The sequence below is a fragment of the Haloprofundus salilacus genome (genome assembly GCF_020150815.1).
Classification (GTDB): domain Archaea; phylum Halobacteriota; class Halobacteria; order Halobacteriales; family Haloferacaceae; genus Haloprofundus; species Haloprofundus salilacus.
Genome location: NZ_CP083723.1, coordinates 2,523,711 through 2,543,875, shown reverse-complemented (window position 1 = coordinate 2,543,875; position 20,165 = coordinate 2,523,711). Strand labels below are relative to the sequence as shown.

The following is a 20,165-nucleotide window of genomic DNA, read 5'->3' as shown; positions in this document are numbered from 1 at the left end:
GCTACCGCACGATATGGACGATACGGGCGGCACGGACGACGTAACGACGCTGACGCGGGAACTTGTCTCGATACCGAGCCACGAGGACGAAACCGCCGCGGGCGACGCCATCGAGGACTGGCTCCACGAACACACCGACGGAAACGTGACCCGCGACAGCGCGGGCAACGTAATCGCCCGCAAGGGACCGGGCGACGGAGACGGTCGCGACGACGCGCCCTCGCTGGCGCTCGTCGGCCACCACGACGTGGTCCCGCCCGCGCCGTCGCAACTCGACGGCGAAGAGTACGTCGTCAAGGAACGCGACGGCCGACTGTACGGCCGCGGGTCGGCCGACATGAAAGGTGCGGTGGCGGCGTCGATGCTCGCGTTCCGCGACGCCGATCCGAGTTGCGAACTCGTCTTCGCGAGTTTCGTCGGCGAGGAGATCGGCGGGACGGGTGCACGAGTGGCCATCGACGAGGGCTTCGCGCCCGACTACGCCATCGTCGCCGAGGGCTCAACGAACTACTCGAAACCGGGCGTCACTGACGTGGTGGTCGCACATAAGGGTCGCCGCGCGAGCACCCTCGTCGCCCGCGGGTCGGCGGCGCACGCCAGCGAGCCCGAGGCGGGCGAGAATGCCATCTACCGGGCGTCGGACGCCATCGATATCGTGCGGGAACTGGAGTTTCCCGAAGTCGAGGTGTTCGGCGAACAGCTACGAGGAACTGTCGCGGTCACCGGCATCGACGGCGGGACGGCGTGGAACGTCATCCCCGACGAGTGCGAGATTATCGTCGACGAGCGGACCGTGCCGGGCGTCCGCGCCGAACTGGAGCGCGTCGAGGAAATCGAGGGCATCACGTGGACCGTCGACCAGGACCTGCCGCCGATGGATTGCGACGACGAGACGTTCGCCGACTCCGTGTTGGAGGCGGCGAAAGACGCCCAAGACGGCGACCCCGAGTTGGTGACGAAACCGCACGCGACGGACGCCGGGTGGTTGGCGCAGGCCGGGACGACCTGCGTCGTCTGCGGCGCGTCCGAACCCGGCGAGGCGCACACGAAGACGGAGAGCGTCGGACTGGACGTGCTGGAGCGGTGTTATCGCATCTACCGGAACGCGGCGGAGTCGGTGTAGCGGTCGTACCGGGGTTAGAGACGGTCACCGACTCTGTATCCGTGGAGCCAAGAAGTACAGCGCTTTTCCCTCCCCGTCGGCGAACTCGTACCCGAGTCGCATCGGGAACTCCTCGCCGAGTTCGAGCGTCACCGCCGCGTCATCGGGAACGACGCGGTTCATCTCGGTGAGGTAGTCGAGCGAGAACAGCGAGTGGGCAGATGCAGGCTGGAAGTCGACGAGGTCGTCCGCGGGCAGTTCGTAGTGGACGCTGTCCACATCACCCTCCGCGTTCACGTACAGCTGTTCCTCGACTTCGTCGACGCCGACGGCGACGTGGTTCGAAACCATCTCCGCGGCATCTATCGCCCGCCCGAACTGCCGACCCTCGACGACGGCGCTGGCGGGCAACTCTATCGAGTCGAGGTCCGGTTCCTGCCGGATGGCGTCGGGGTCGACGAGCGCGAGGGTGTACTCCAGTCCGCCGATTCGAATCCGGAGTTGACGCGTCTCCGCGTCGAGTTCGAGGTGGACGAGTTGGCCCGTGTCGGCCATCTCGACCACGTCGTCGAGTCGGTCTACGTCGACGCCGACGACGCCGCCGTCGGCCTCGTAGGATTCGAATGCACCCGCTTCGAGCGAGAGTTCGACCACACCGACGGTCGCGGGGTCCATCGCCGAGATTCGGAGACCGTCCTCGTCGAGGCGAATCTTGCACTCGTCGACGAGCACGCCGACGGGGTCGAGCGTCTTCGAGAGCGCGTCGGCGCTCGCAACTGCCGTGAACATACGCGATCGTCTCAGACGAGAGTCATAAACGCGAGCCAGCCGGAGTGAAAGTGAAGGTGAACGGACAGTCGGACCCGGCGACGAACCGGTCCCGACGGCCGGAAACATCCGTTTAATTAGTATCGATTCGAAAGGGTAGACCATGGCAACCGAAGCCTCCACGGAGTCCGCGCCGGACGCGTACGGCGAACTCGTCCAGAAAGTCAAGCGAATTTCGAACGTCCAGAACGCGGCGGGCGTGCTCGGCTGGGACCAGCAGGTGATGATGCCCGACGAGGGGACGCCCGCGCGCTCCCAGCAGCTGTCGACGCTGTCGGCTATCAGCCACGAACTGCTCGTCGACGACGGCATCGGCGAACTGCTCGAGGAGTTGGAGGGCGAGGAGCTTTCGGACGAGCAGGCGGCCGTCGTCCGCGAAGTGCGCCGCGAGTACGAGCGTGCCGCGCGCGTGCCGACCGAACTCGTCCAGGAGATCTCGGAGACGTCCTCCGAGGCGCTGCCCGCGTGGAAGGAGGCGAAAGCCGAAAACGACTTTTCGAAGTTCGCGCCGCTGCTCGAACGCCACGTCGAACTCCAGCGCGAGTACGCCGAGCACGTCGACCCGGACAGAGACCCCTACGAGGTGCTGTTCGCGGAGTTCGAGCCGTACCTCCCGCTCGAACAGGCGGAGGAAATCCTCGACGAAGTTCGTGAAACGCTCGTCCCGATGATCGCGGAGATTCGCGAGTCCGAGACGGACCTCGCGACGGACGCCTTCGCCGGGACGTTCGACGAGGACGAGCAGATGGAGCTCTCGCGGAAGACGCTCGACACACTCGGCTACCCGTGGGAGCGCGGCCGCATCGACGTCGCGCCGCACCCGTTCTCCACCGGGACGACGTTCGACGCGCGCGTGACGACGCGCTTCGACGAGTCCGACCCGCTTGGTGCAGTGTTCTCGACTATCCACGAGTTCGGCCACGCGACGTACACCCACGGCCTGCCGGACGAGGCGTACGGCACGCCGCTGGGCGAGGCGCGCGACCTCTCGGTCCACGAGTCACAGTCGCGGCTGTGGGAGAACCACGTCGGCCGCTCGAAGGCGTTCTGGGAGCTGTTCCTGCCGACCTTCCAACAGCAGTTCCCGCAGTCCGACGACGTGACCGTCGAGGAGGCGTACGAGGCGGCGAACCAGGTGTACGAGGACAACCTGATCCGCGTCGAGGCGGACGAGCTCACCTACCACATGCACATCGTCATCCGCTTCGAGATCGAGCGGATGCTCATCTCGGGCGAACTCGACGTCGAGGACGTCCCTGAAGTGTGGAACGACAAGTACGAGGAGTACCTCGGCATCCGCCCCGAGACGGATTCGGAGGGCTGCCTGCAGGACATCCACTGGAGCCACGGCAACTTCGGCTACTTCCCGACGTACTCGCTCGGTAGCGTGATGGCCGCACAGCTGTTCGCGGCCGCTGAGGAGGAGATCGACGACCTAGAGGGGCAGATTCGCAGCGGCGAGTTCGACGACCTCCACGAGTGGCTCACCGAGAACGTCCACAGCCACGGACAGCGCTACGAGACGAACGACCTCGTCGTAGAGGCGACGGGCGAGGATTTCGTCGCCGACTACTTCCTCGACTACGTTACCGAGAAGTACGGCGAACTGTACGACCTCGATTCGGCGTAGGTCGTCTCAGTCGGCTGTTTTCTTTCGTCAGGTTCGGTTTTTCGTTGGTGAACTTGGATTCGGTGTAGCGACTACCGCACGGTTGCCGGGCGCACCGAGATACCTCATTCTCCCCAACCGACTCCTTCGCTCGCACTGTAGCGCTCGCTCAGTCACCCCTCGCACGTTTTTCGCGCCGATGAACCGGCGCTCCGACGCGCGCCAGAGGGCGGCTCTGTCCGCCTGACAAATGCGCGAGGGAGTCGGGCGCGTTTATGCGCCCGACGAGGCTGGGGAGGGCCGAGGCAGGCGGTGGCGGTGCGGTCATCTCATTTCGGCAGCAGTCGTCTGCCTCTCGACTAACCGAACGCGACAAAACGCCTCGCTACAGTCCTCATCCCTCTATTCGAAAAACGCGAACTGCCGGTGCCCGGACGTTCATACGCTCTCCGGACAACCACGGGATATGTCATCGACTCACGAGACGACGGCCGAGGCGTACGACGACCTCCTCGACCAGTACAGGCGCATCTCGAACGTCGACCACGCCTCTGGCTACCTCATGTGGGACCAGCACGTGATGATGCCGAAAGGCGGCGCGCCCGCCCGCGCCGAGCAGCAGTCCGCGCTCTCCGCGGTTCACCACGACCTCCTGACTAGCGACGACCTCACGGAAGCGCTCGGCGCGGTCGACGAATCAGAACTCGACGACGACGAACAGGCCGTCGTCTGCGAGGTGCGACGCCAACACGAGCGCGCCGCGAACGTGCCGAGCGACCTCGTCGAGGACCTCACAAAGGCGCAGGCGGAGGCGCACGAAGCGTGGCAAGAAGCGAAGGAGAACGACGACTTCGACGCGTTCGCGCCGCACCTCCAACGACTGCTGGACCTCCACCGCGAGCGCGCCGAGCACATCGACCCCGACCGCGACCCGTTCGAAGTGATGTTCGAGGACCGCGAACCGCACCTCCCGCTCTCCAAGGTGGAGGAGGTGTTCGACGACCTCCGCGAGACCCTGATTCCGCTCATCGAAAACGTCCGGAAGAACGGTGACGACCTCCCGACGCCCTTCACGAGCACGTACCCCGACGAAGCGCAGCAGGCACTCTCTGAGGCGGCGCTCGACGCCTTCGGCTACCCCGAGGAGCGCGGGCGACTCGACACCTCCGCGCACCCCTTCACCTTCGGCACGCAGTTCGACGCCCGCGTGACGACGCGCTACCACGACGACGACCCGCTCGACGCGCTGATGGCGACCATCCACGAGTTCGGCCACGCCTCCTACCAACTCGGCCTGCCCGACGAGCAGTACGCGACGCCGCTCGGCGAGTCGGTCAGCAGCGGCATCCACGAGTCCCAATCCCGGTACTGGGAGAATCACGTCGGCCGAACCCGTGCTTTCTGGAACTTTTTCCTGTCCGAGGTCAAATCCAACTTGCCCGACGCCGACGACGTAACTGCGGAAAGCGCCTACGCCGCCGCCAATCGCATCAAGCCGGACAATCTCATCCGGGTGGAGGCCGACGAAGCCACCTACCACCTGCATATCATACTCCGCTTCGAGATCGAGCGCCAGCTCGTCGCCGGAGAGATCGACGTGGAGGACGTGCCGCAGGTCTGGGGCGACACGTTCGAGGAGTACCTCGGCATCCGCCCCGACAGCGACGCGGAGGGCTGTCTGCAAGACATCCACTGGTCGAGTTGGTTTGCGTCGTTCCAGAACTATACGATTGGCAGTGTTTTCGCCGCGCAGTTGGACGCGACCATCCGCGAGGAGTTCGACGACGTCGACGGGATGATTCGCGAGGGCGAGTTCGAGCCGCTGTGGGACTGGCTCACCGAGAACGTTCACAGTCACGGGAAGCGCTACCCGACGGACGAACTGATTGTAGAGGCGACAGGCGAGCCGTTGACGGCGGAGTACTTCTCCGAGTACGTGACCGAGAAGTTCGAGGCGCTGTACGGGTTGTAGGTCGTTTACGTCGTTTTAGAGGCGTTGTTAAAATCCTCAGAATTTGATGGGTGTGGCGTGCTGAATAGAGAGGATGAATTCATCAATCCGAGAGAAATAGGAGTGTCTAATTGTGGACTACCCTGTGCAAGCGGCCGGTCTACTCAGGGAGATTGGCGATGACATCGCGATATTCGTCTTCTGTGAAGGCTTTGAGTGTCTCGGTTTCGCCAGCACCGCCCTTCCCGTATGTGAGTGCAAGGTGTGCGGCTGCTTGATCATCAGGTAGCTCAGCGATGTACACGAAGTCGTACTGTCCGAACGTCATGTAGAAGTCCTTGAATTCGCCGCCCAAGGATTCGGTTCTCTCTTTGAGTTTTTCGAGCCGATCGGGACTCTGATCGATGTTTTCTGTGCCTTTCTGAGTCAGGTTGAACAGCATGACAAAAGTTGGCATTGAAAGTCCTCCTATGTGGGCGTCTGAGCCGACATCACTCGTCTCCCGATGGTTCGACGGGCCAAGACGCACCTTGATACAGTAAGTCCGCCACTGCGATAGCAGTTTGCTACACTGTAGCAGACTATACGAAATTCGGTAGATACGCGCCCAGTATTCAGCACGGCCTCAACGGACTGTCAGAAAATGAGAATCTCGACAGAGCGGGTTTAGAGTTTGATTCGGTTTTCGTAGCCGTCTCTGGTCAGGTCGTGACGACACGGTAGCCAGACACACTGAGACAGCCACACCCTCCCCAGCCGACTCATTAGCTCGCGCTCCGCGCTTGCTCAGTCGTCCACCGGAGCGACTCTGTCGCTCCGAGCTACTGACAAACGCGGAGCGTTTGTCGTATCGCAGAAATCGTAGATATCTGCAGACTTCGGCCGCTTCGCTCCCGAAGACCTCGCGCATTCGTCGCGCTCACCGAGGAGCGCTCCGGCGCGCGCCACGGTGCGGCTCTGTCCGCGCCGTTCCCATGCGAGGTCTGCGCGAACGGTGTGAGCGCAGGCTCGGAAGGGGTTCCGCTCTTCCGGTGGAGTCGGGCGCGTTCATGCGCCCGACGAGGCTGGGAGGGCCGAGGTTGTTAGTGCGGTCATCTCGTTGTGACTCGGCAGTCGCCTTCGACTCGCTGGAACCAGTTGGTCGTACGAGAGGACTCCCCCCCATCCACATATCAACGCTACTCCGACCGATACTATTCCGGCTGATACCTCTCCAGCATGTTCTCGACGTACTTCGCCATCACGTCGACTTCGACGTGAACCGAGTTACCGACCGACTTCTCCGAGAGCGTCGTCAGTTCGTACGTCGTCGGGATAATCGCAACAGAAATCATCTCCGGCGTCCGCTCGGCCACGGTCAGGCTAATTCCGTCCAACGTAACCGACCCCTTCGAGACGACGTACTGGCCCATCCCCTCGGGCATCGCGAACTCGAAGCGCCAGTCGTCGCCTACCTGCTCTATCGCAGTCACCTCCGTCGTCGCGTCGACGTGACCCTGCACCACGTGGCCGTCGAAACGCCCATCCGCGGCGAGCGCGCGTTCGAGGTTCACAAGCTCGCCCGCCTCGACTTCTCCCAGATACGTCTTGTCGACCGTCTCCGCGGCGAGGAACACCGAGAACCACGCGTCCTCGCCCGCGTTCTCAAACTCCTCGACGGTGAGACAGACGCCGCTGACGCTGATGGACTGGCCGTGGTGTAAGTCGGAAAAGCCTGGCGCGCGGATGCGGAGGCGACGCCCGCCCTCGGCGTCTTCGACTGCCGTCACTTCGCCGGTTCGCTCGACGATTCCGGTGAACATAGCGCGGGATTGGCGGTAACGGCGTGAAAACGTTGTGTTCGCCCCCCGACCCTCGACCGAACGACGGGTGACGGGCGACGACCGACCCGGCGCGCTTTTGCCCGCGGACCGACACTCCGCGAGTAATGGCGCTCGGAATCTTGGACACGGTGGGACTGGCCGCGACGCTCGTTTTCGCCATCCCGGTGGCGGTGTACGGCGTCGAACAGCTCGCGAGCGGGGAGACGCTCTTCGGTGTCGCCCTCTTGGCCGTCGCCGCCGCGATGGTGCTCGTTCCGCGCTACGTCACGACGCCCGACGACATCCCCGGCAAAGCCGCCGAGAAGGCCGTCGGTACGGCGGTCAAGTCGCCCGAGAAGAGCGAGAAGAACGAGCAGCGCGAAAACCAGGATTAGCGTTTCCGAGGGACGATGTGTGTCGGATACTCGGCGAGAACGTCGTAGCCGTCCTCCGTCACCACGACCAGATCCTCGATTCGGACACCGCCCTGCGTCGAGTCGTAGACGCCCGGTTCCACCGTGACGACCATCCCCGCTTGCAACGCATCGTCCGCCCGCAGCGACGGCGCTTCGTGGAGGCTCATGCCGACGCCGTGGCCCGTCCCGTGGGTGAACCCGGGTTCGTTGCCGACCGAGAAGCCGTAGGCGGCGATTTCGGCGGCGGCCTCCTCGTGGACCGTACTCGCCGCGACTCCCGCGCCCGCGTTGAGTTCGTCGAACGCCGCCCGCTGCGCGGCTTCGACGGCGACGTACGCGCGGCGCTCCCACCCGCCGTCGCCGTCGACGACGAACGTCCGCGTCAGGTCGCCGTAGTAGCCGTGCGGCCCGCGCGGCGAGATGTCGAGAAGCACTGTCTCACCCGGCGCGATGTCGTCTATCCCGGTGAAGTGCAGGTCCGCGCACGACGGCCCCGCGCCGACGACGGTGTTGCCCGCGTCGCGGACGCCGTAACCAGCCAAGGTGGCGTTCACCTGTCGGCGCAGGCGTTCGGTCGACAGCGGCGCGCCCTCCCAGTACAGTTCGTCGCCCTCCGGCGTCGATTCCGCCAGAATCGTCTCCGCCCGCGCCATCCCGCGGGCCGTCGCCCGCTGGACGCGACGGAGGCAGTCTAACTCCTCGTCTGTCTTCACCGCTCGCCCGTCAGCGACGGCGCTCGTCGAACGCAGTTCGTAGCCCCCGCGTTCGAGGTAAACCGCGGCGTCGTGCGGAATCCCCTGTGGGACGAGCACGGTCCCGTCGCCGCCGAGCGCGTCGTCGAGCACGGTGCAGGCGCGCTCGCCCGCCGGGTCGCCGACGCCGGCCATCCGGACTTCGTCGCCGGGGAACTCGCGCTCCGCCTGTTCTTCGAAGAGGGCGGGCGCACAGAGCGTCGTGGTGGGCTCGTCGCCGTCTCCCGCGTCGCCGACGAAGACGAACGCGTAGTCACGGTCGGGTCCTGAGAATCGCGTGAGATAGCGCAAGTCGTCGTCGAAGCGGTCGCCGACGTGAACGAACGCCTCTGTACCGGTTTCGGCGAGCGCCGCTTCGAGAAACTCGTAGTCGGTACTCGGTTGGTCCGGCCACGATGCGGCGGGCGCGTCCTGTCCCGACGTTCGTGCGTCCGGTTCTCCCGACGCGGTTCTCGAATCGTCGGCCATCGCCTACGGTTCGGGTTCCGGCGCCGGCGGCTCCTGGGCCTTTTCCAGCAGCTCCTCGGCTGGTTCGTCGCGAATCTCGTTGTGTAGGAGGACGCTGATGGGGAGCGTCGGCGCACCGTCGACGAGGTTTTCGAGGAGCACGAGGCGCTCGCGCGCACGGCTCATCCCGACGTAGAACACGCGGCGCTCGTTGTTCGTCAGCACCGGGACGGGACTCGTCGTCTTCGTGAACTCCTCGACGCCCTCGACTTCGATGCTCTGCTGTTCGACGGTGGCGGCCATCTGCTCGACCACCTTCTCGGTGAGGTCGGTGGCGACGAACACGTGGTCGGCCTCGCGACCCTTCGCGGAGTGGATGGTGCCAATGCGGACGCGGTTGGGGTCCATCCCCTCGTACTTCCCGCCGAAGTACGCGTCGATGGACTTCCGCTGGAAACTCGTCACCTTCCGAACCATGTCGCTGGCGGAGGTCGAGTCGGGGAGGAACGGCGCGAAGTTCTTCACCTCGTCGAGCGGAATCTCGATTTCGGCGAGGTCGTCGACGTCGGCTTCCTCCTCGTAGTCGTCGATGAGGTCGTAGAGGTCGTCGCGGTCGTTCGACCCGAACGCCGACTCCTGGAGCATGTCGGCGAGGCGGCGCGCCTGCAGGCCGGTGATCGGCTCCTCGTTCTCGATTCGCTCGACGGCGCGGACGTACTGGGTGAGGCGGTCGGTCCACATCCGCTGGTCGGTGAGCACGCTGAACGGGATACCCTCCTTGATGAAGTCGTCGATGAACTGGAACATCTGGTAGCGCGCCCGGAACAGCAGCATGATGTCGCCGTCGTCCTGCTGGACAGTGTAGCGGACGTTGCGGACGAGGTTGAGCATCGACGGACTCTCGACGGCTTCGACGACGCCGCCCTCCTTTCTGGGTTTGAGGTCCTTCTCCTGGCGCTTGTCGATGTGGCGAATTTCCCGGTTGACGACGTTGAGGATGCGCGAGGGGAGGCGGTAGGAGTTCGGCAGCACCTCGTCCTCGTCGCGTTCGGCATCCAAGAGGAGATTGGGGTCCGCGCCCTGCCACGCATAGACGACCTGGTCGTCGTCGCCCGCGATGAGCACGCGCTTCATGTGCGGTTTCCACTCCTCGTACACCTCGTACTGCAGCGTCGTGATGTCCTGGAACTCGTCGATGACGAGGTAGTCGACGCTCGGCAGCAGCGAGCGCTGTTTGACCCGTTCGAGCATGTCGGCGAAGCCGACGAGTCCGTTCTGCCCCTTGTAGTTGCGCCACCCGCGGATCGCCTCGGGGATGTCGACGCGGTCGTCCGAGGACGGCCACGTCGGGGTGTACTTGTTCCCTTCCTGTGCGTTAGGGTCGATCTCGGGTGGGAGGCGGACTTTCTCGACGTTCCACTGGAACGGCACGTCGTACCAGTCGGCGACCTCGCGCTGAGTCCGCTGGAGCCACTGGCTCGTCGCGATGACCTTGTTGCCGATGGTCGTCGAGCGGGCTGTTCGACGCCCTTTGCCGCCGTACTCGTCCTCGTACTCGAGACCGAACTCCTCGCAGAACTCCTTTTTGTTCTTCTCGCCGACGACGTCGCCGCGCGAGAGGTTGAGCAGTTCGTACGCCTTCGCGTGCATCGTGCAGACGTTGCCTTGGAGCGCGCGGGGAGAGACGTCGAGCCGCTCCGCGAGACGCTCTCTGACCTCTTGTGCCGCCGCTCGCGTGTACGAGACGACGAGGATGTCCCTGAACTCCACGTCGTCCTCTTCGAGCAACTCCTCGACGCGATTGAGGAGGGCAGTCGTCTTTCCGCTACCCGGACCACCGAAAAGTCGAGTGACGGTGGGGTCTGTCTCAGCCATTATCCCGGTTCACGCCCTACGGTGTGATAAACCACGTGGCTTGTTTCGGCGGCGTGAACGCGCTCAGCGGAGAGAGAAGACGCGCACCTCGGACGCGACGCTCGGCGCGTCGAACTCGAACCGAACGGGGGTCCGATGCGCTCGCGAAGGTCTCCGTGTCGTCCGCCGCTCGGTTGGCGTTCGTCGCGGTGACGAAAACGCGACGACCGCTCCGCTCTGCACGCTGGCGGGAGTCGACATCCCACGAAAAACGAGAGGGAACGAACTTAGGCGTACGGGTCCCACCCGCAGACGGTACACGTTATCGCGTCGTCGTCGTGTAGCGCCCCGCAGTCGGGACACTGTTTCTTGTTATAGGATCGATCCCAGCGCTGCGGTTCCGTCTCGTGACCACGGTCAGCCAAAAACTGGTCGAACAGGTCGTCGCTGGGTGCGGATGCCATACGGGTCGTGCTATGTCATGACAGTACATATTCTTTTGGGCCACGTCCGACGGAACTGGCGACTTCGGGCGGAAGATGGGCTGTGTCACCCCGATAGCGCCGATTACGTCGACTCCTCGAGGACGCTCTCGTCGCGGACGGTTTTGTCGTCGTGAACCGCCCAGTAGGTGTTGCGGTAGCGTTTGATCTTCCGGTAAAGCAGGTAGCCGAAGAAGCCGTCGTAGAGGATGACGTAGCAGAGGTAGGCGACGAGCTGTGGAACGCTGAACGGCACCACCGTCTGTAGAGCGAGCCAGATGAGGCCCGACCCGAGACCGACGGTGGTGTTGTACGTCGCGTGGATGAACGCCGCGATGAGCAATCCTTTGATGACGATGGGACCGCTGTTCTCACGGTTAAACTTCGCGAGACCTAGATAGTAGCCCGCGAACGCCGAGTAGATGACGTGCCCGGGTCCGGCGAGCGCTCGAACCGCCGTTATCTCGCCGCCGACGCCGATGAGTTCGAGTCCGAAATCCAACCGGGTGAGTTCGACTCCCTGCGTGATGTACAGCGCGTTCTCGATGGTCGCGAAGCCGAGACCGGCCATCGCGCCGTACACCGCGCCGTCGATGACGGCGTCGAATCGGTCGCTTCGGTAGGCGTACAGGCGGACCGCGAGCAGTTTCACAGTCTCCTCGACCGGACCGACGATTATGTAGTAGAAGAACACCATCCCGAGAACAGGGATAATCTGGAAGTACTGCTGGAAGGCGCTGTTGAGGAGCGCCGCGAAGTTCGCCGTGAGGACGCCGAGCAGAAACGTCGCGATGAGCAGCGACAGCGGTTCGCTGCTGGTCACGTCCGAGTAGTACACGTAGCCCGCCAGTCCGAGCGCGGGAATCACCGACAGCACCGTGAGCATCCCCACTTCGGGGGTCGAGATCATCGTGAGTCCGCCGATGGCGATGAGCAACAACAACGCGACGAGGACGATGACGAAGCGGAACACCGCCGTCATCAGTTTCCAGAGGAAAACCGACAAGCCGTCGAGGGAGCTCCGTTCCTCCCACGTCGACACGTCGTACAGATCGAGCGACCCTGCCGACGCTTGTTCGATCGGGTCCCGTTCGTTCGTCATAGCGGTATATCTCTCGGAACCATCTAATCTCTTGGGCCTCTTCGCATCGGTCGTGACTTTTTCACTGGACTGGGCCGCCAACGAGATACGCTGAAAACCCCTCCCGCCAAACGTCCGGTATGCACTTCGACTCGCGCACGCAGGCGGCGCTCCGGGAGGTCGGTCTCGACGGCGAGCAGATTCGGGAGGCGTCGGACCTCGTTGCGGAGGCGGTCGCGGCGGACGCCGACGCGCTGGCGACGTTCTTCGACAGCGAGACAATCTACTCCGACATGGAACTGGCCCACAGCAGCGACGAGATTCAGCAGCACATCGTCGACCACGTGGATCTCTACACCCACGGCGCGAGCATGCGCGGCTACCTCCAGTTCGACTCGTGGGGCGTCCCCATCGAAGGCGGTCGCGTCCTCTCCGAGGAGGTCGTCGAACTGACGTTCGGTCCCACGGTCCACGACCGAGTGCGGTTCGCCCGCGACGCCGACGCGCTATGAACGTCCGCGTTCGCGGTATCTACACGACAGCGTTGACCCGCCTCTTTCTCGACGCGGGCGACGACGTAGTGCAGGCGTCGCCGCCCATCCAGCGGCGCTTCGACGCCGATTTCGAAGCCGAGACGCACGACGTGGCCGTCGCGACCACCGACGACCGTCAGGGCGTCGGCGTCTCCGGCGACGAGGCGGCCGTCGAACGCGCCTGCGCCCGACTCCGAGCGGTCGCCGTCGACGCTTTCGCGTGGACCGACCCTGCGCCCGAGGGGGCGGTGTTCGACGGACGGGTGACCGACACGCTCGGCGGCGGCGCCGTCGTCGACCTCGGCGAGACGGACGGCTACCTGCCGTATCGCAACGCCGACGACCGCGTCGAAAACGGCGACACGGTCCGCGTGCAAGTGACATCGTCGACGCCGCCGTGGGACGACGACCGACCGCGCTTGGACACCGAACTCCGCGCACACGACGGTCTCGTGACGCTCGTCCCCGGTCAGGAGGGGACGACGGTGGCGACGCACGACGACGCGGCCGGTCGGGAACTCGCCGGGATGACGGATCTGCTGGACCCTGACGTCCCCGAGGGGTGGGGCATCCGCTGGAGACACAGCGCGACGGAGGCGGACATGACCGCGCTGCACGAGGCGCTCGACGGCGCGAGCAAGCGCGCTCGGGCGCTGGACGCGACGCTCGACGACCCAATCGGCGACCCCGGCGTCGTCGCTCCCGTCGCCGGGGCGTGGGTGTGGTTCGGCCGCGAGTCGCGCTTCGCGCTTGACGACCTGCGCCGCAAGGTGTCGACGACGATGCCCGGCCACCACCGGACGAAAGCCGCCGCTAATGCGGCGAGCGCGGGCGTCGACCTTGCGGAAGCGCTCTGCGAGTTCCGGGAAGGAGAGTTCCCGTTCGGCGTCGTCGCCGACCAGTTCGGCCCCGTCGAAGGCGACTCCGTCAGCATCGGCCACGGCAAACCGGATGGTCGGCTCATCACCCTCGGCTCGGGCGAAGTCGTCGAGCGCGACGACGAAGGCACGGTCGCGGTCGAACGGACGATCTCCGGCGGCGGTCGGTACGACGCGCTCGGGACGCGTCGCGAGGCGGGCGACACGGCGCTCACGAAGTTCCGCGAGGGCCGCTGGTGGTATCCGACGGTCTACCGGGGTGCCGACGGCGAGCGGAAAGGGACGTACGTCAACGTCTGCACGCCGGTCGAGTGTTTCCCCGACGAGATTCGCTACGTCGACCTGCACGTCGACGTAGTGAAGCATCCGAACGGACGCGTCGAGCGCGTCGACGACGACGAACTTGACGCGGCGGTCGAAGCGGGCCACGTCTCCGAGGAACTGGCCGAGAAAACGCGCCAGGTCGCCTCCTCGTTGGAGCGGGCGCTCTGAAAAATGAAAACTGGCGAACAGACGGAGCGTCGAGGGATGAAGCGTCCTCGGGCGGAACGTTTCCGGATACGAAGCGGTGCTCCGTTTTCGCGTGGCGGTCAGCGCATACGGTCGGTTGGTCACGTTATTGTTCAAAAAGGCGGAGAGCGGACGGTCCGGCGACGGATGGGCGCTGTGAGCGGCGGGTGCTCCGGTCGTTTCAGAAGTGCTCGGCGGACTCGTTGGAGAACTGCAGTTCCCCGCCGCGACCGCCTTCGACTGTGCTGCTGCCCTGGTCGCCGGTGCTCGGGACCTTAACCGTCACGTCGCGGACGTCCTCGAAGTCGCGGATGAGGTCGGCTTTGATGTTGGTCGCGGTGACGTTGCTGATGCCGCACCCGGAACAGGTGCCGCCGAGTTCGACGACGACTTCGCCGGTCTCCGAGTTTGCCTCGCGCACGACGCTCGTCCCGCCGTGCATTTGGATGATGGGCATCTGGCCGACCATCCAGTTCTCGATTTGCTCCTTGAGAGTGTCGTCGCTCATTGACGACACTTGGGTCCCCAGCTATGCGTATGTTGTGGTTCGCGGCGAGCGTACGGTGCGATGCGAGCGTCGTTACCGCCCGCGTACCGTCCCCGCCTGTTTTGTCCCTGTACCACGAACAGTACGGGTACATGGAAGCTCCTGTTGTCGCACTCCGGTTACTTGCCGGACTCCTGCTCATTCTGGCGAACGGCTTCTTCGTCGCGATAGAGTTCGCGCTCACGCGAGTCCGGCAGTTCCCCGAGTCCGAGTTCCAAGGTTCGAAGGCGCTCGAACGAGCGTGGGAGATGACCGACCGCCTCGAAATCTATCTTACGAGCTGTCAGGTCGGTATCACGGCGTCGAGTATCGCCGTCGGTATCGTCGCCGAACCGGCGCTGGCGGCCATCTTCGAACCGGTGCTGGAAGGGACGTTCTTCGCGTCGATAGGGACGGGCGCGATTCTCGCGTTCCTTATCATCAACCTCGTCCACCTCACCCACGGCGAGCAGACGCCGACGTATCTCGGTGTCGAGCGGAGCAAGTGGGTCTGCAAGTACGGCGCGACGCCGCTGTACTACTTCGCGATGTCCATCTACCCGATCATCAAACTCGGCGACGGCGTCGCCAAGTGGACGCTCCGGCTGTTCGGCGTCGAACTCACCCGCTCGTGGACCGAAGCCGAGGAGGACAGCGTCGAGAACCGCGCCGACCTCCGCCGACAGATGGCGTCGATTCTCGAAGCGGGAGACCTCTCCGAGGAGCGCCGTGACGAAGTGATGAACGCGCTCGAAGTCGGCGAACAGTCGATTTCGGAGGTGATGGTTGACAGTGACGACGTGGCGGTGCTGTCGACGGAGCATTCCGTCGAGGAGAACCTGGCAGTCGTCGAGGCGAACCCGCACACGCGGTTCCCGCTCGTCGGCGACTCGCTGTCGGACTTCCGCGGTATCGTCTACGCGCCGACGGTGGTCAACGCCTACGACGATCTCTCCTCCGGGGAGATGACGTTCGAGGATATCGCTGCGCCGTCGTTGACGCTCGACGCGGAGACGACGGTGAGCGAGGCGATCGACCGATTTCAGGAGGAGGCACAGGAACTCGCGCTCGTCGAAGACGACGGCGAGGTCGTCGGGCTTCTCACCGCGACCGACGCCCTCGAAGAGGTGATGGGCGAGATGCGCGACCCGACCGACAAAAAAGCCGACACCGACGTGACGGCCGCCGACTGATCGCCCTCGCGTTCCCGCCGATTTCTCGTTTCTCGTAGTCGGTCGGTCAGTCGCTTCGTTCGCACCGCTCTCGTCGCCGTTTCGACCACCACGCGCCGACGCCGAGCGCCGTCACTGCGCTCCCGACGCCGAAACCGGGTACGACGATGGCTGACGAATCGTCGGCGTCGCCGCCGGTGCCGCTCGTCTCCGTCGCAGAGGCGGTACCGCCGTCTCCCGAATCGGGTGCCGCCGTCGGCGTCAGCACGTCCGCCTCGCTCTCGCCCTCGGACTCGAGCGACGGCGGGTTCGTCTGCTGGCCCGCGTGGTCGGGGAAGACGTACAGTCGCCCCGGGGCGTCGTCGGTTCCCATGCTACTGGCGACGAACGTCTCACCGGGCACGGCGAGGCGGGCGGTCCAGAAACTCGCCTTGGTGGGGTCGCGCCACCACGCGAGTTCCTGCGGGTTCGACGGGTCGGAGACGTCGTGGCGCTTGACGCCGCCCTGATACCACGAAGTGTACAGTCGCCCGTTCCGAAGCTCGAAGTTGTGTGAGGTGGTCCAGACGCCGCCGTACGTCGGGTCCGGGGTCGGCGGCGGTTCGATGGTCGACAGCTTTCGGGGGGCCGTTCGGTCGGAGACGTCCCACAGTTCGACGCCGCTCGGACCGCCGACCAGTTCGCCGTTGCTCGCGCGCACGGCCCACGACTCCTTGCCGACACCGAGCAGCGTCCCCTCCTCGTTCGTCGCCACGTAGTGGTCGTTGCCCGGCGGAAGGGCCGACTCTCGCCGGGGCGTCTGGCCGTCGGAGGCGACGAGTTCCGACGGCGAGGGACTGCCGAGGCGGCCGATCGTTTGCGGGTCCGTCGGGTCCGAAACGTCGAGCATCCACGTCCCGGCGTCCCAGTGGGCGAGGTAGGCGACGTCGTCCTGCACCCACACGTCGTGAACGGTTCGGCGGCCCGCCGCGAGGTCGCCCCACGCGGGGTCTTCGTCCAGTAGCGACCAGCGGGCGACCTCCTCGGGGTCGTCGCGTCGCAGGTCGACGACGACGAGCGGGTTTCGGTCGTACTCGTTACCCGACAGGTAGGCGTAGCTGCCGTCGAGATAGCAGTTGTGAATTGGGTAGTCGGTCTCGAAGAACGCCAGCGTCTCCGGATTCTGCGGGTCCGACACGTCCTCGACGAGCATTCCCGAGAGCGCACCCGGAACGCCGTTGGCGGGACCGACGACGAGCAGTCGCTCACCGGCGTCGTTGAGCTTCACGTCGTATATCTGGCGCAGCGGACCGTTCTCCTGTTCCGAGAGGAGTTGCCGCCGTTCGGCGACCACTTCGGGCCGGTCGGCGACCGACACGTCGACGACGGCGTAGCCGCTACTCGCAGCGACGAACACGGCCCGTTCGTCGTCGGCGACGACGGCTTCCTTCGCCCCCGCTACGTCGACGAACCCGTACGGTCGGTACGGTCCCGGGTGGGCGGCGACTCGGCTGGTCGTCAGGGGCACCGCTGTCGACAGTCCGAGCGCGGCGGCACTCCCGCGCAGTACGTCACGTCTGCGCATGGGTGGTTCTCGGCGCGCAGGTGAATAAACAGCGCGACTGATAGCTCGGGGGGGTTACAGCCGCACCCGGTCGCCCGTCCCCCCTACGCCGCGACGGACGAAGGGACTCGCCCTACATACGAGTCCGGTCGCCCGTCCCCCCTACGCCGCGACGGACGAAGGGACTCGCCCTACATACGAGTCCGGTCGCCCGTCCCGCCGGTCATCGCGCTGGCGAGCGCGCCACGGACGACGACGTCGTCGCCGAGCGTCGTCAGTTGGATGTCGGGGACGTTGATAAACACCATCTCGTCCATCTTCCGGCGGATGGGTTCGAGAATCGCGTCGGGGTTGTTCAGCGCCACCGCGCCGCCGATGAAGACGATAAGCGGCGCGAACGCGTGGATGGTGTTGGCGACGCCCATCGCGTTCCAGTGGCCGACCTGGTCGATGACGTAGTCGGCGAACTCGTCCTCGCCGGCGTGTTCGAACACGTCGATAGCGGAGAAGTCGGGATCTTCGACGGGAAGGACGGTGTCGACGGGGTCCTCCGCGTGGAGTTCCTCGGCGTAGCGCGGGATGTTGTTCCCCGAACAGTACGCCTCCCAGTGACCGTCGTGTCCGCAACCACAGGTGCGGAAACCGTGCGGGTCGATGGTCATGTGGCCGACTTCGCCCGCGTTGCCGTCCCACCCGCTGAGCACCTCGCCGTCGACGCAGACGCCCGCGCCGATACCCGAGGAGATGGTGAGATACACCATGTCGTCGGGGTTGCGGTCGGAGTAGAACCGCTCGCCGATGACGCCCGCGTTCGTGTCGTTGTGGAGGTGGATCTCGTCAGTCTCCAGTAGTTTCGACAGCGGACCGGTGAGCGGGATGCGGTCGATGGTGTTGGGGAGGTTCGCCGGTTGCTCTATCGCGCCCTCGGCGAGGTCCAGCGGCCCAATAGAACCGATACCCGCGGCGACGGCGTCCGTCGGATCGACGCCCGCCTCGCTGCAGGCCTCGCGAACGACGTTCAGCACCTCCTCGGTGACAGCGATACCGGTCGGGCCGCGCGGCGTCCCGTGTTTCGTGTTTCCGATGATGGTTCCGTCGTCGTCGGCGACGACCGCTCGGACGTTCGTCGCGCCGAGGTCGACGCCCACGTAGTAGGCCATTGTATCCACAACCACCTTCCCGCCACTTAACTGCACAGATTCGATACGTCAGATTCCGGTTATCATGTCGGCTAATCTGTCCGTAGGGGGCGCCTACCGTACGTATTGCGCTAGCGAATAACAATGTACTCGGAGTTTAGTTACTACTTCCTGTGTTCGTGTTGTTCGTCGGCAGTTTCGGAATTAGCCACGTGAGCAGCGCGTCCGGACTGCGTGTCTGCGTCCACACCCGACCGGGTCCTTCGAACTCGCAGACCAGCCCCTCGCCGCTGAACAGCGTGGAGCGGAGGCCGCCGATTGCGCGCACGTCGAACGTCGCCGACGACTCGAACGCGACCACGTGGCCCGTGTCGACTGTGTACGTCTCTCCGTCCGCCAGTTCCGTCTCCCGAATCGCGCCGTAACTGGAGAGAAACGCCGGTCCGGTGCCGTCGAGGCGGAGCAGGAACAGTCCCTCACCGCCGAAGAACGACCGCCCGCCGCCGAACTGCGTGTCGAGTTCGACGTCCCTCCCCGAGGCGAGATACGATCCCGACTGCACGAACAGCGTCTCGCCCTCCAGACGGTAGTCGACGATGTCGCCCGGAAGCGGCGGCGCGAGCGTCAGCTCTCCGGCCTCGCGGGCGGTGAACGTGTTCTGAAAGAAGCTCTCCCCGCCGAGCAGACTCCGCTTGAGCGACCCGAAGAGACCGCCGTCCGCGCCCGTCTCGACGTCGATTCCGTCGTCGTAGCTGACCATCGACCCCGCCTCGGTTCGAATCGTTTCGCCGCTCTCCAGCGAGAGCGTCAGCAACGAAAAGGACGGTCCGAACTCGATTTCGTGTTCCATGTGGGTGAGAGCCACACGAAGTGAAATGACTGTTCGCCCCGTCTCTCGCTCCACTCGGTTCGTCGACGTCTGAGCGTCCTCAGGCGGTCAGTCGTCCGACCGGACGAACGTTACCGGACACGGCGCCGACAGCATGACCTCCTGTGCCGTACTGCCGAAGACGGCTTTCCCCGTCGGCGAGCGCTGGCGACCGCCGACGATTATCTGGTCGGCGCCGACGCCCGTCGCCAGGTCGACGATACTCGTCCCGTGTTTTCCCACCGCGCCGCGAATCTTGTAGTCGACGCCGGCCTCGTCGAGCATCTTCGTGAGGTCGCGTATCGTCGCGTGCCGCCCTGCCACGTCGTCGGGCGAGACTTCTTCGGCGGTCCGGTCGAACTCGAGTTTGTCGAGCGTGTCGTCGTACTCGTCGCGCGTGAACACGTGCCCGAGGACGACCGTAGCACCCGCGGGCCCGGCGATGTCGACGGCGACCTCTCCAAGTCGGTCGATGCGTTCGGCGTCTCCAGCACCGACTGCCAACAGAATCGTGTCTACTGCCATAGCTACCCGTAATCGCGTTCGGCACTTAAACGTGGCGAAGAATTTACTCAATAACGAATTAACATTTGGTCAGCCCTGCTGTGGCTCCGCGATGGCAATCGTTCTCGTGGGACATGTAGGTTTCCCCGCCGTGTACATTTTTCCTCG

General features: G+C 64.9%; 19 protein-coding genes. 7 read left to right on the top strand and 12 right to left on the bottom strand.

The genetic code is table 11. The features are described 5' to 3' along the window. Positions 1-13 precede the first annotated feature (13 nt). A complete protein-coding gene (locus tag LAQ58_RS13110) occupies positions 14-1,123 on the top strand; it encodes a M20 family metallopeptidase (RefSeq protein ID WP_224447897.1) in 1,110 nt (369 codons plus the stop codon). Positions 1,124-1,147: 24 nt separating this feature from the next. On the opposite strand, the gene LAQ58_RS13105 is transcribed toward LAQ58_RS13110, so the two are convergent. Next, positions 1,148-1,891, bottom strand: a complete 744-nt coding sequence (locus LAQ58_RS13105; RefSeq protein ID WP_224447896.1) for a DNA polymerase sliding clamp — start codon at positions 1,889-1,891, stop codon at positions 1,148-1,150. A gap of 142 nt (positions 1,892-2,033) precedes the next feature. On the opposite strand from LAQ58_RS13105, the gene LAQ58_RS13100 reads away from it, so the two are divergent. Further along, positions 2,034-3,560, top strand: coding sequence for a carboxypeptidase M32 (locus LAQ58_RS13100; RefSeq protein ID WP_224447895.1), 1,527 nt, complete (start codon positions 2,034-2,036; stop codon positions 3,558-3,560). Positions 3,561-4,005: 445 nt separating this feature from the next. Next, positions 4,006-5,511 (top strand): carboxypeptidase M32, encoded by a 1,506-nt coding sequence (locus tag LAQ58_RS13095; RefSeq protein ID WP_224447894.1) that lies wholly within the window; start codon positions 4,006-4,008, stop codon positions 5,509-5,511. Positions 5,512-5,650: 139 nt separating this feature from the next. On the opposite strand, the gene LAQ58_RS13090 is transcribed toward LAQ58_RS13095, so the two are convergent. After that, entirely contained in the window at positions 5,651-5,947 is a 297-nt protein-coding gene (locus tag LAQ58_RS13090) for a GYD domain-containing protein (RefSeq protein WP_224447893.1), read from the bottom strand. A 736-nt stretch (positions 5,948-6,683) separates the two neighbouring features. Next, entirely contained in the window at positions 6,684-7,292 is a 609-nt protein-coding gene (locus LAQ58_RS13085) for a riboflavin synthase (RefSeq protein WP_224447892.1), read from the bottom strand. 125 nt (positions 7,293-7,417) lie between these two features. Between LAQ58_RS13085 and LAQ58_RS13080 the strand changes: the two genes are divergently transcribed. Next, complete coding sequence (locus tag LAQ58_RS13080) at positions 7,418-7,687, top strand: DUF7533 family protein (RefSeq protein ID WP_224447891.1); 270 nt, start codon at positions 7,418-7,420, stop codon at positions 7,685-7,687. Here LAQ58_RS13080 and LAQ58_RS13075 read toward each other — a convergent pair. The 4 genes from LAQ58_RS13075 to LAQ58_RS13060 all read right to left on the bottom strand — a co-directional run bounded on the left by LAQ58_RS13075 (position 7,684) and on the right by LAQ58_RS13060 (position 12,345). Further along, entirely contained in the window at positions 7,684-8,928 is a 1,245-nt protein-coding gene (locus LAQ58_RS13075) for a M24 family metallopeptidase (protein ID WP_224447890.1), read from the bottom strand. The genes LAQ58_RS13080 and LAQ58_RS13075 overlap by 4 nt on opposite strands. Before the next feature lie 3 nt (positions 8,929-8,931). Further along, positions 8,932-10,782: a UvrD-helicase domain-containing protein gene (locus LAQ58_RS13070; protein WP_224447889.1), complete on the bottom strand. Its 1,851-nt coding sequence runs from the start codon at positions 10,780-10,782 to the stop codon at positions 8,932-8,934. 266 nt (positions 10,783-11,048) lie between these two features. Then, positions 11,049-11,225, bottom strand: coding sequence for an HVO_0416 family zinc finger protein (locus tag LAQ58_RS13065; RefSeq protein ID WP_224447888.1), 177 nt, complete (start codon positions 11,223-11,225; stop codon positions 11,049-11,051). Between the two features lie 103 nt (positions 11,226-11,328). Further along, positions 11,329-12,345, bottom strand: a complete 1,017-nt coding sequence (locus LAQ58_RS13060) for a PrsW family intramembrane metalloprotease (protein ID WP_224447887.1) — start codon at positions 12,343-12,345, stop codon at positions 11,329-11,331. A 119-nt stretch (positions 12,346-12,464) separates the two neighbouring features. Here LAQ58_RS13060 and LAQ58_RS13055 point away from each other — a divergent pair, with 119 nt between their 5' ends. Then, a complete protein-coding gene (locus LAQ58_RS13055; RefSeq protein WP_224447886.1) occupies positions 12,465-12,836 on the top strand; it encodes a DUF7532 family protein in 372 nt (123 codons plus the stop codon). Continuing rightward, the gene (locus tag LAQ58_RS13050; protein WP_224447885.1) at positions 12,833-14,227 is read left to right on the top strand and encodes a ribonuclease FAU-1 family protein; all 1,395 of its coding nucleotides are present in this window, start codon (positions 12,833-12,835) and stop codon (positions 14,225-14,227) included. The genes LAQ58_RS13055 and LAQ58_RS13050 overlap by 4 nt, the downstream gene beginning before the upstream one ends. A 199-nt stretch (positions 14,228-14,426) precedes the next feature. Here the strand turns inward: LAQ58_RS13050 and LAQ58_RS13045 are convergent, their stop codons facing one another. Further along, positions 14,427-14,753 (bottom strand): NifU family protein, encoded by a 327-nt coding sequence (locus LAQ58_RS13045; protein WP_224447884.1) that lies wholly within the window; start codon positions 14,751-14,753, stop codon positions 14,427-14,429. Between the two features lie 131 nt (positions 14,754-14,884). Between LAQ58_RS13045 and LAQ58_RS13040 the strand changes: the two genes are divergently transcribed. Continuing rightward, entirely contained in the window at positions 14,885-15,964 is a 1,080-nt protein-coding gene (locus LAQ58_RS13040) for a CNNM domain-containing protein (RefSeq protein WP_224447883.1), read from the top strand. A gap of 46 nt (positions 15,965-16,010) precedes the next feature. Here LAQ58_RS13040 and LAQ58_RS13035 read toward each other — a convergent pair whose 3' ends face one another. From LAQ58_RS13035 to LAQ58_RS13020, 4 genes are all read right to left on the bottom strand, one after another. Continuing rightward, a complete protein-coding gene (locus tag LAQ58_RS13035) occupies positions 16,011-17,507 on the bottom strand; it encodes an LVIVD repeat-containing protein (RefSeq protein WP_224447882.1) in 1,497 nt (498 codons plus the stop codon). Between the two features lie 170 nt (positions 17,508-17,677). Further along, positions 17,678-18,646, bottom strand: coding sequence for an ROK family protein (locus tag LAQ58_RS13030; protein ID WP_224447881.1), 969 nt, complete (start codon positions 18,644-18,646; stop codon positions 17,678-17,680). Between the two features lie 136 nt (positions 18,647-18,782). Beyond that, positions 18,783-19,475: a TIGR00266 family protein gene (locus LAQ58_RS13025; protein WP_224447880.1), complete on the bottom strand. Its 693-nt coding sequence runs from the start codon at positions 19,473-19,475 to the stop codon at positions 18,783-18,785. A gap of 87 nt (positions 19,476-19,562) precedes the next feature. Then, positions 19,563-20,018: a universal stress protein gene (locus LAQ58_RS13020; protein WP_224447879.1), complete on the bottom strand. Its 456-nt coding sequence runs from the start codon at positions 20,016-20,018 to the stop codon at positions 19,563-19,565. Positions 20,019-20,165: the final 147 nt, after the last annotated feature.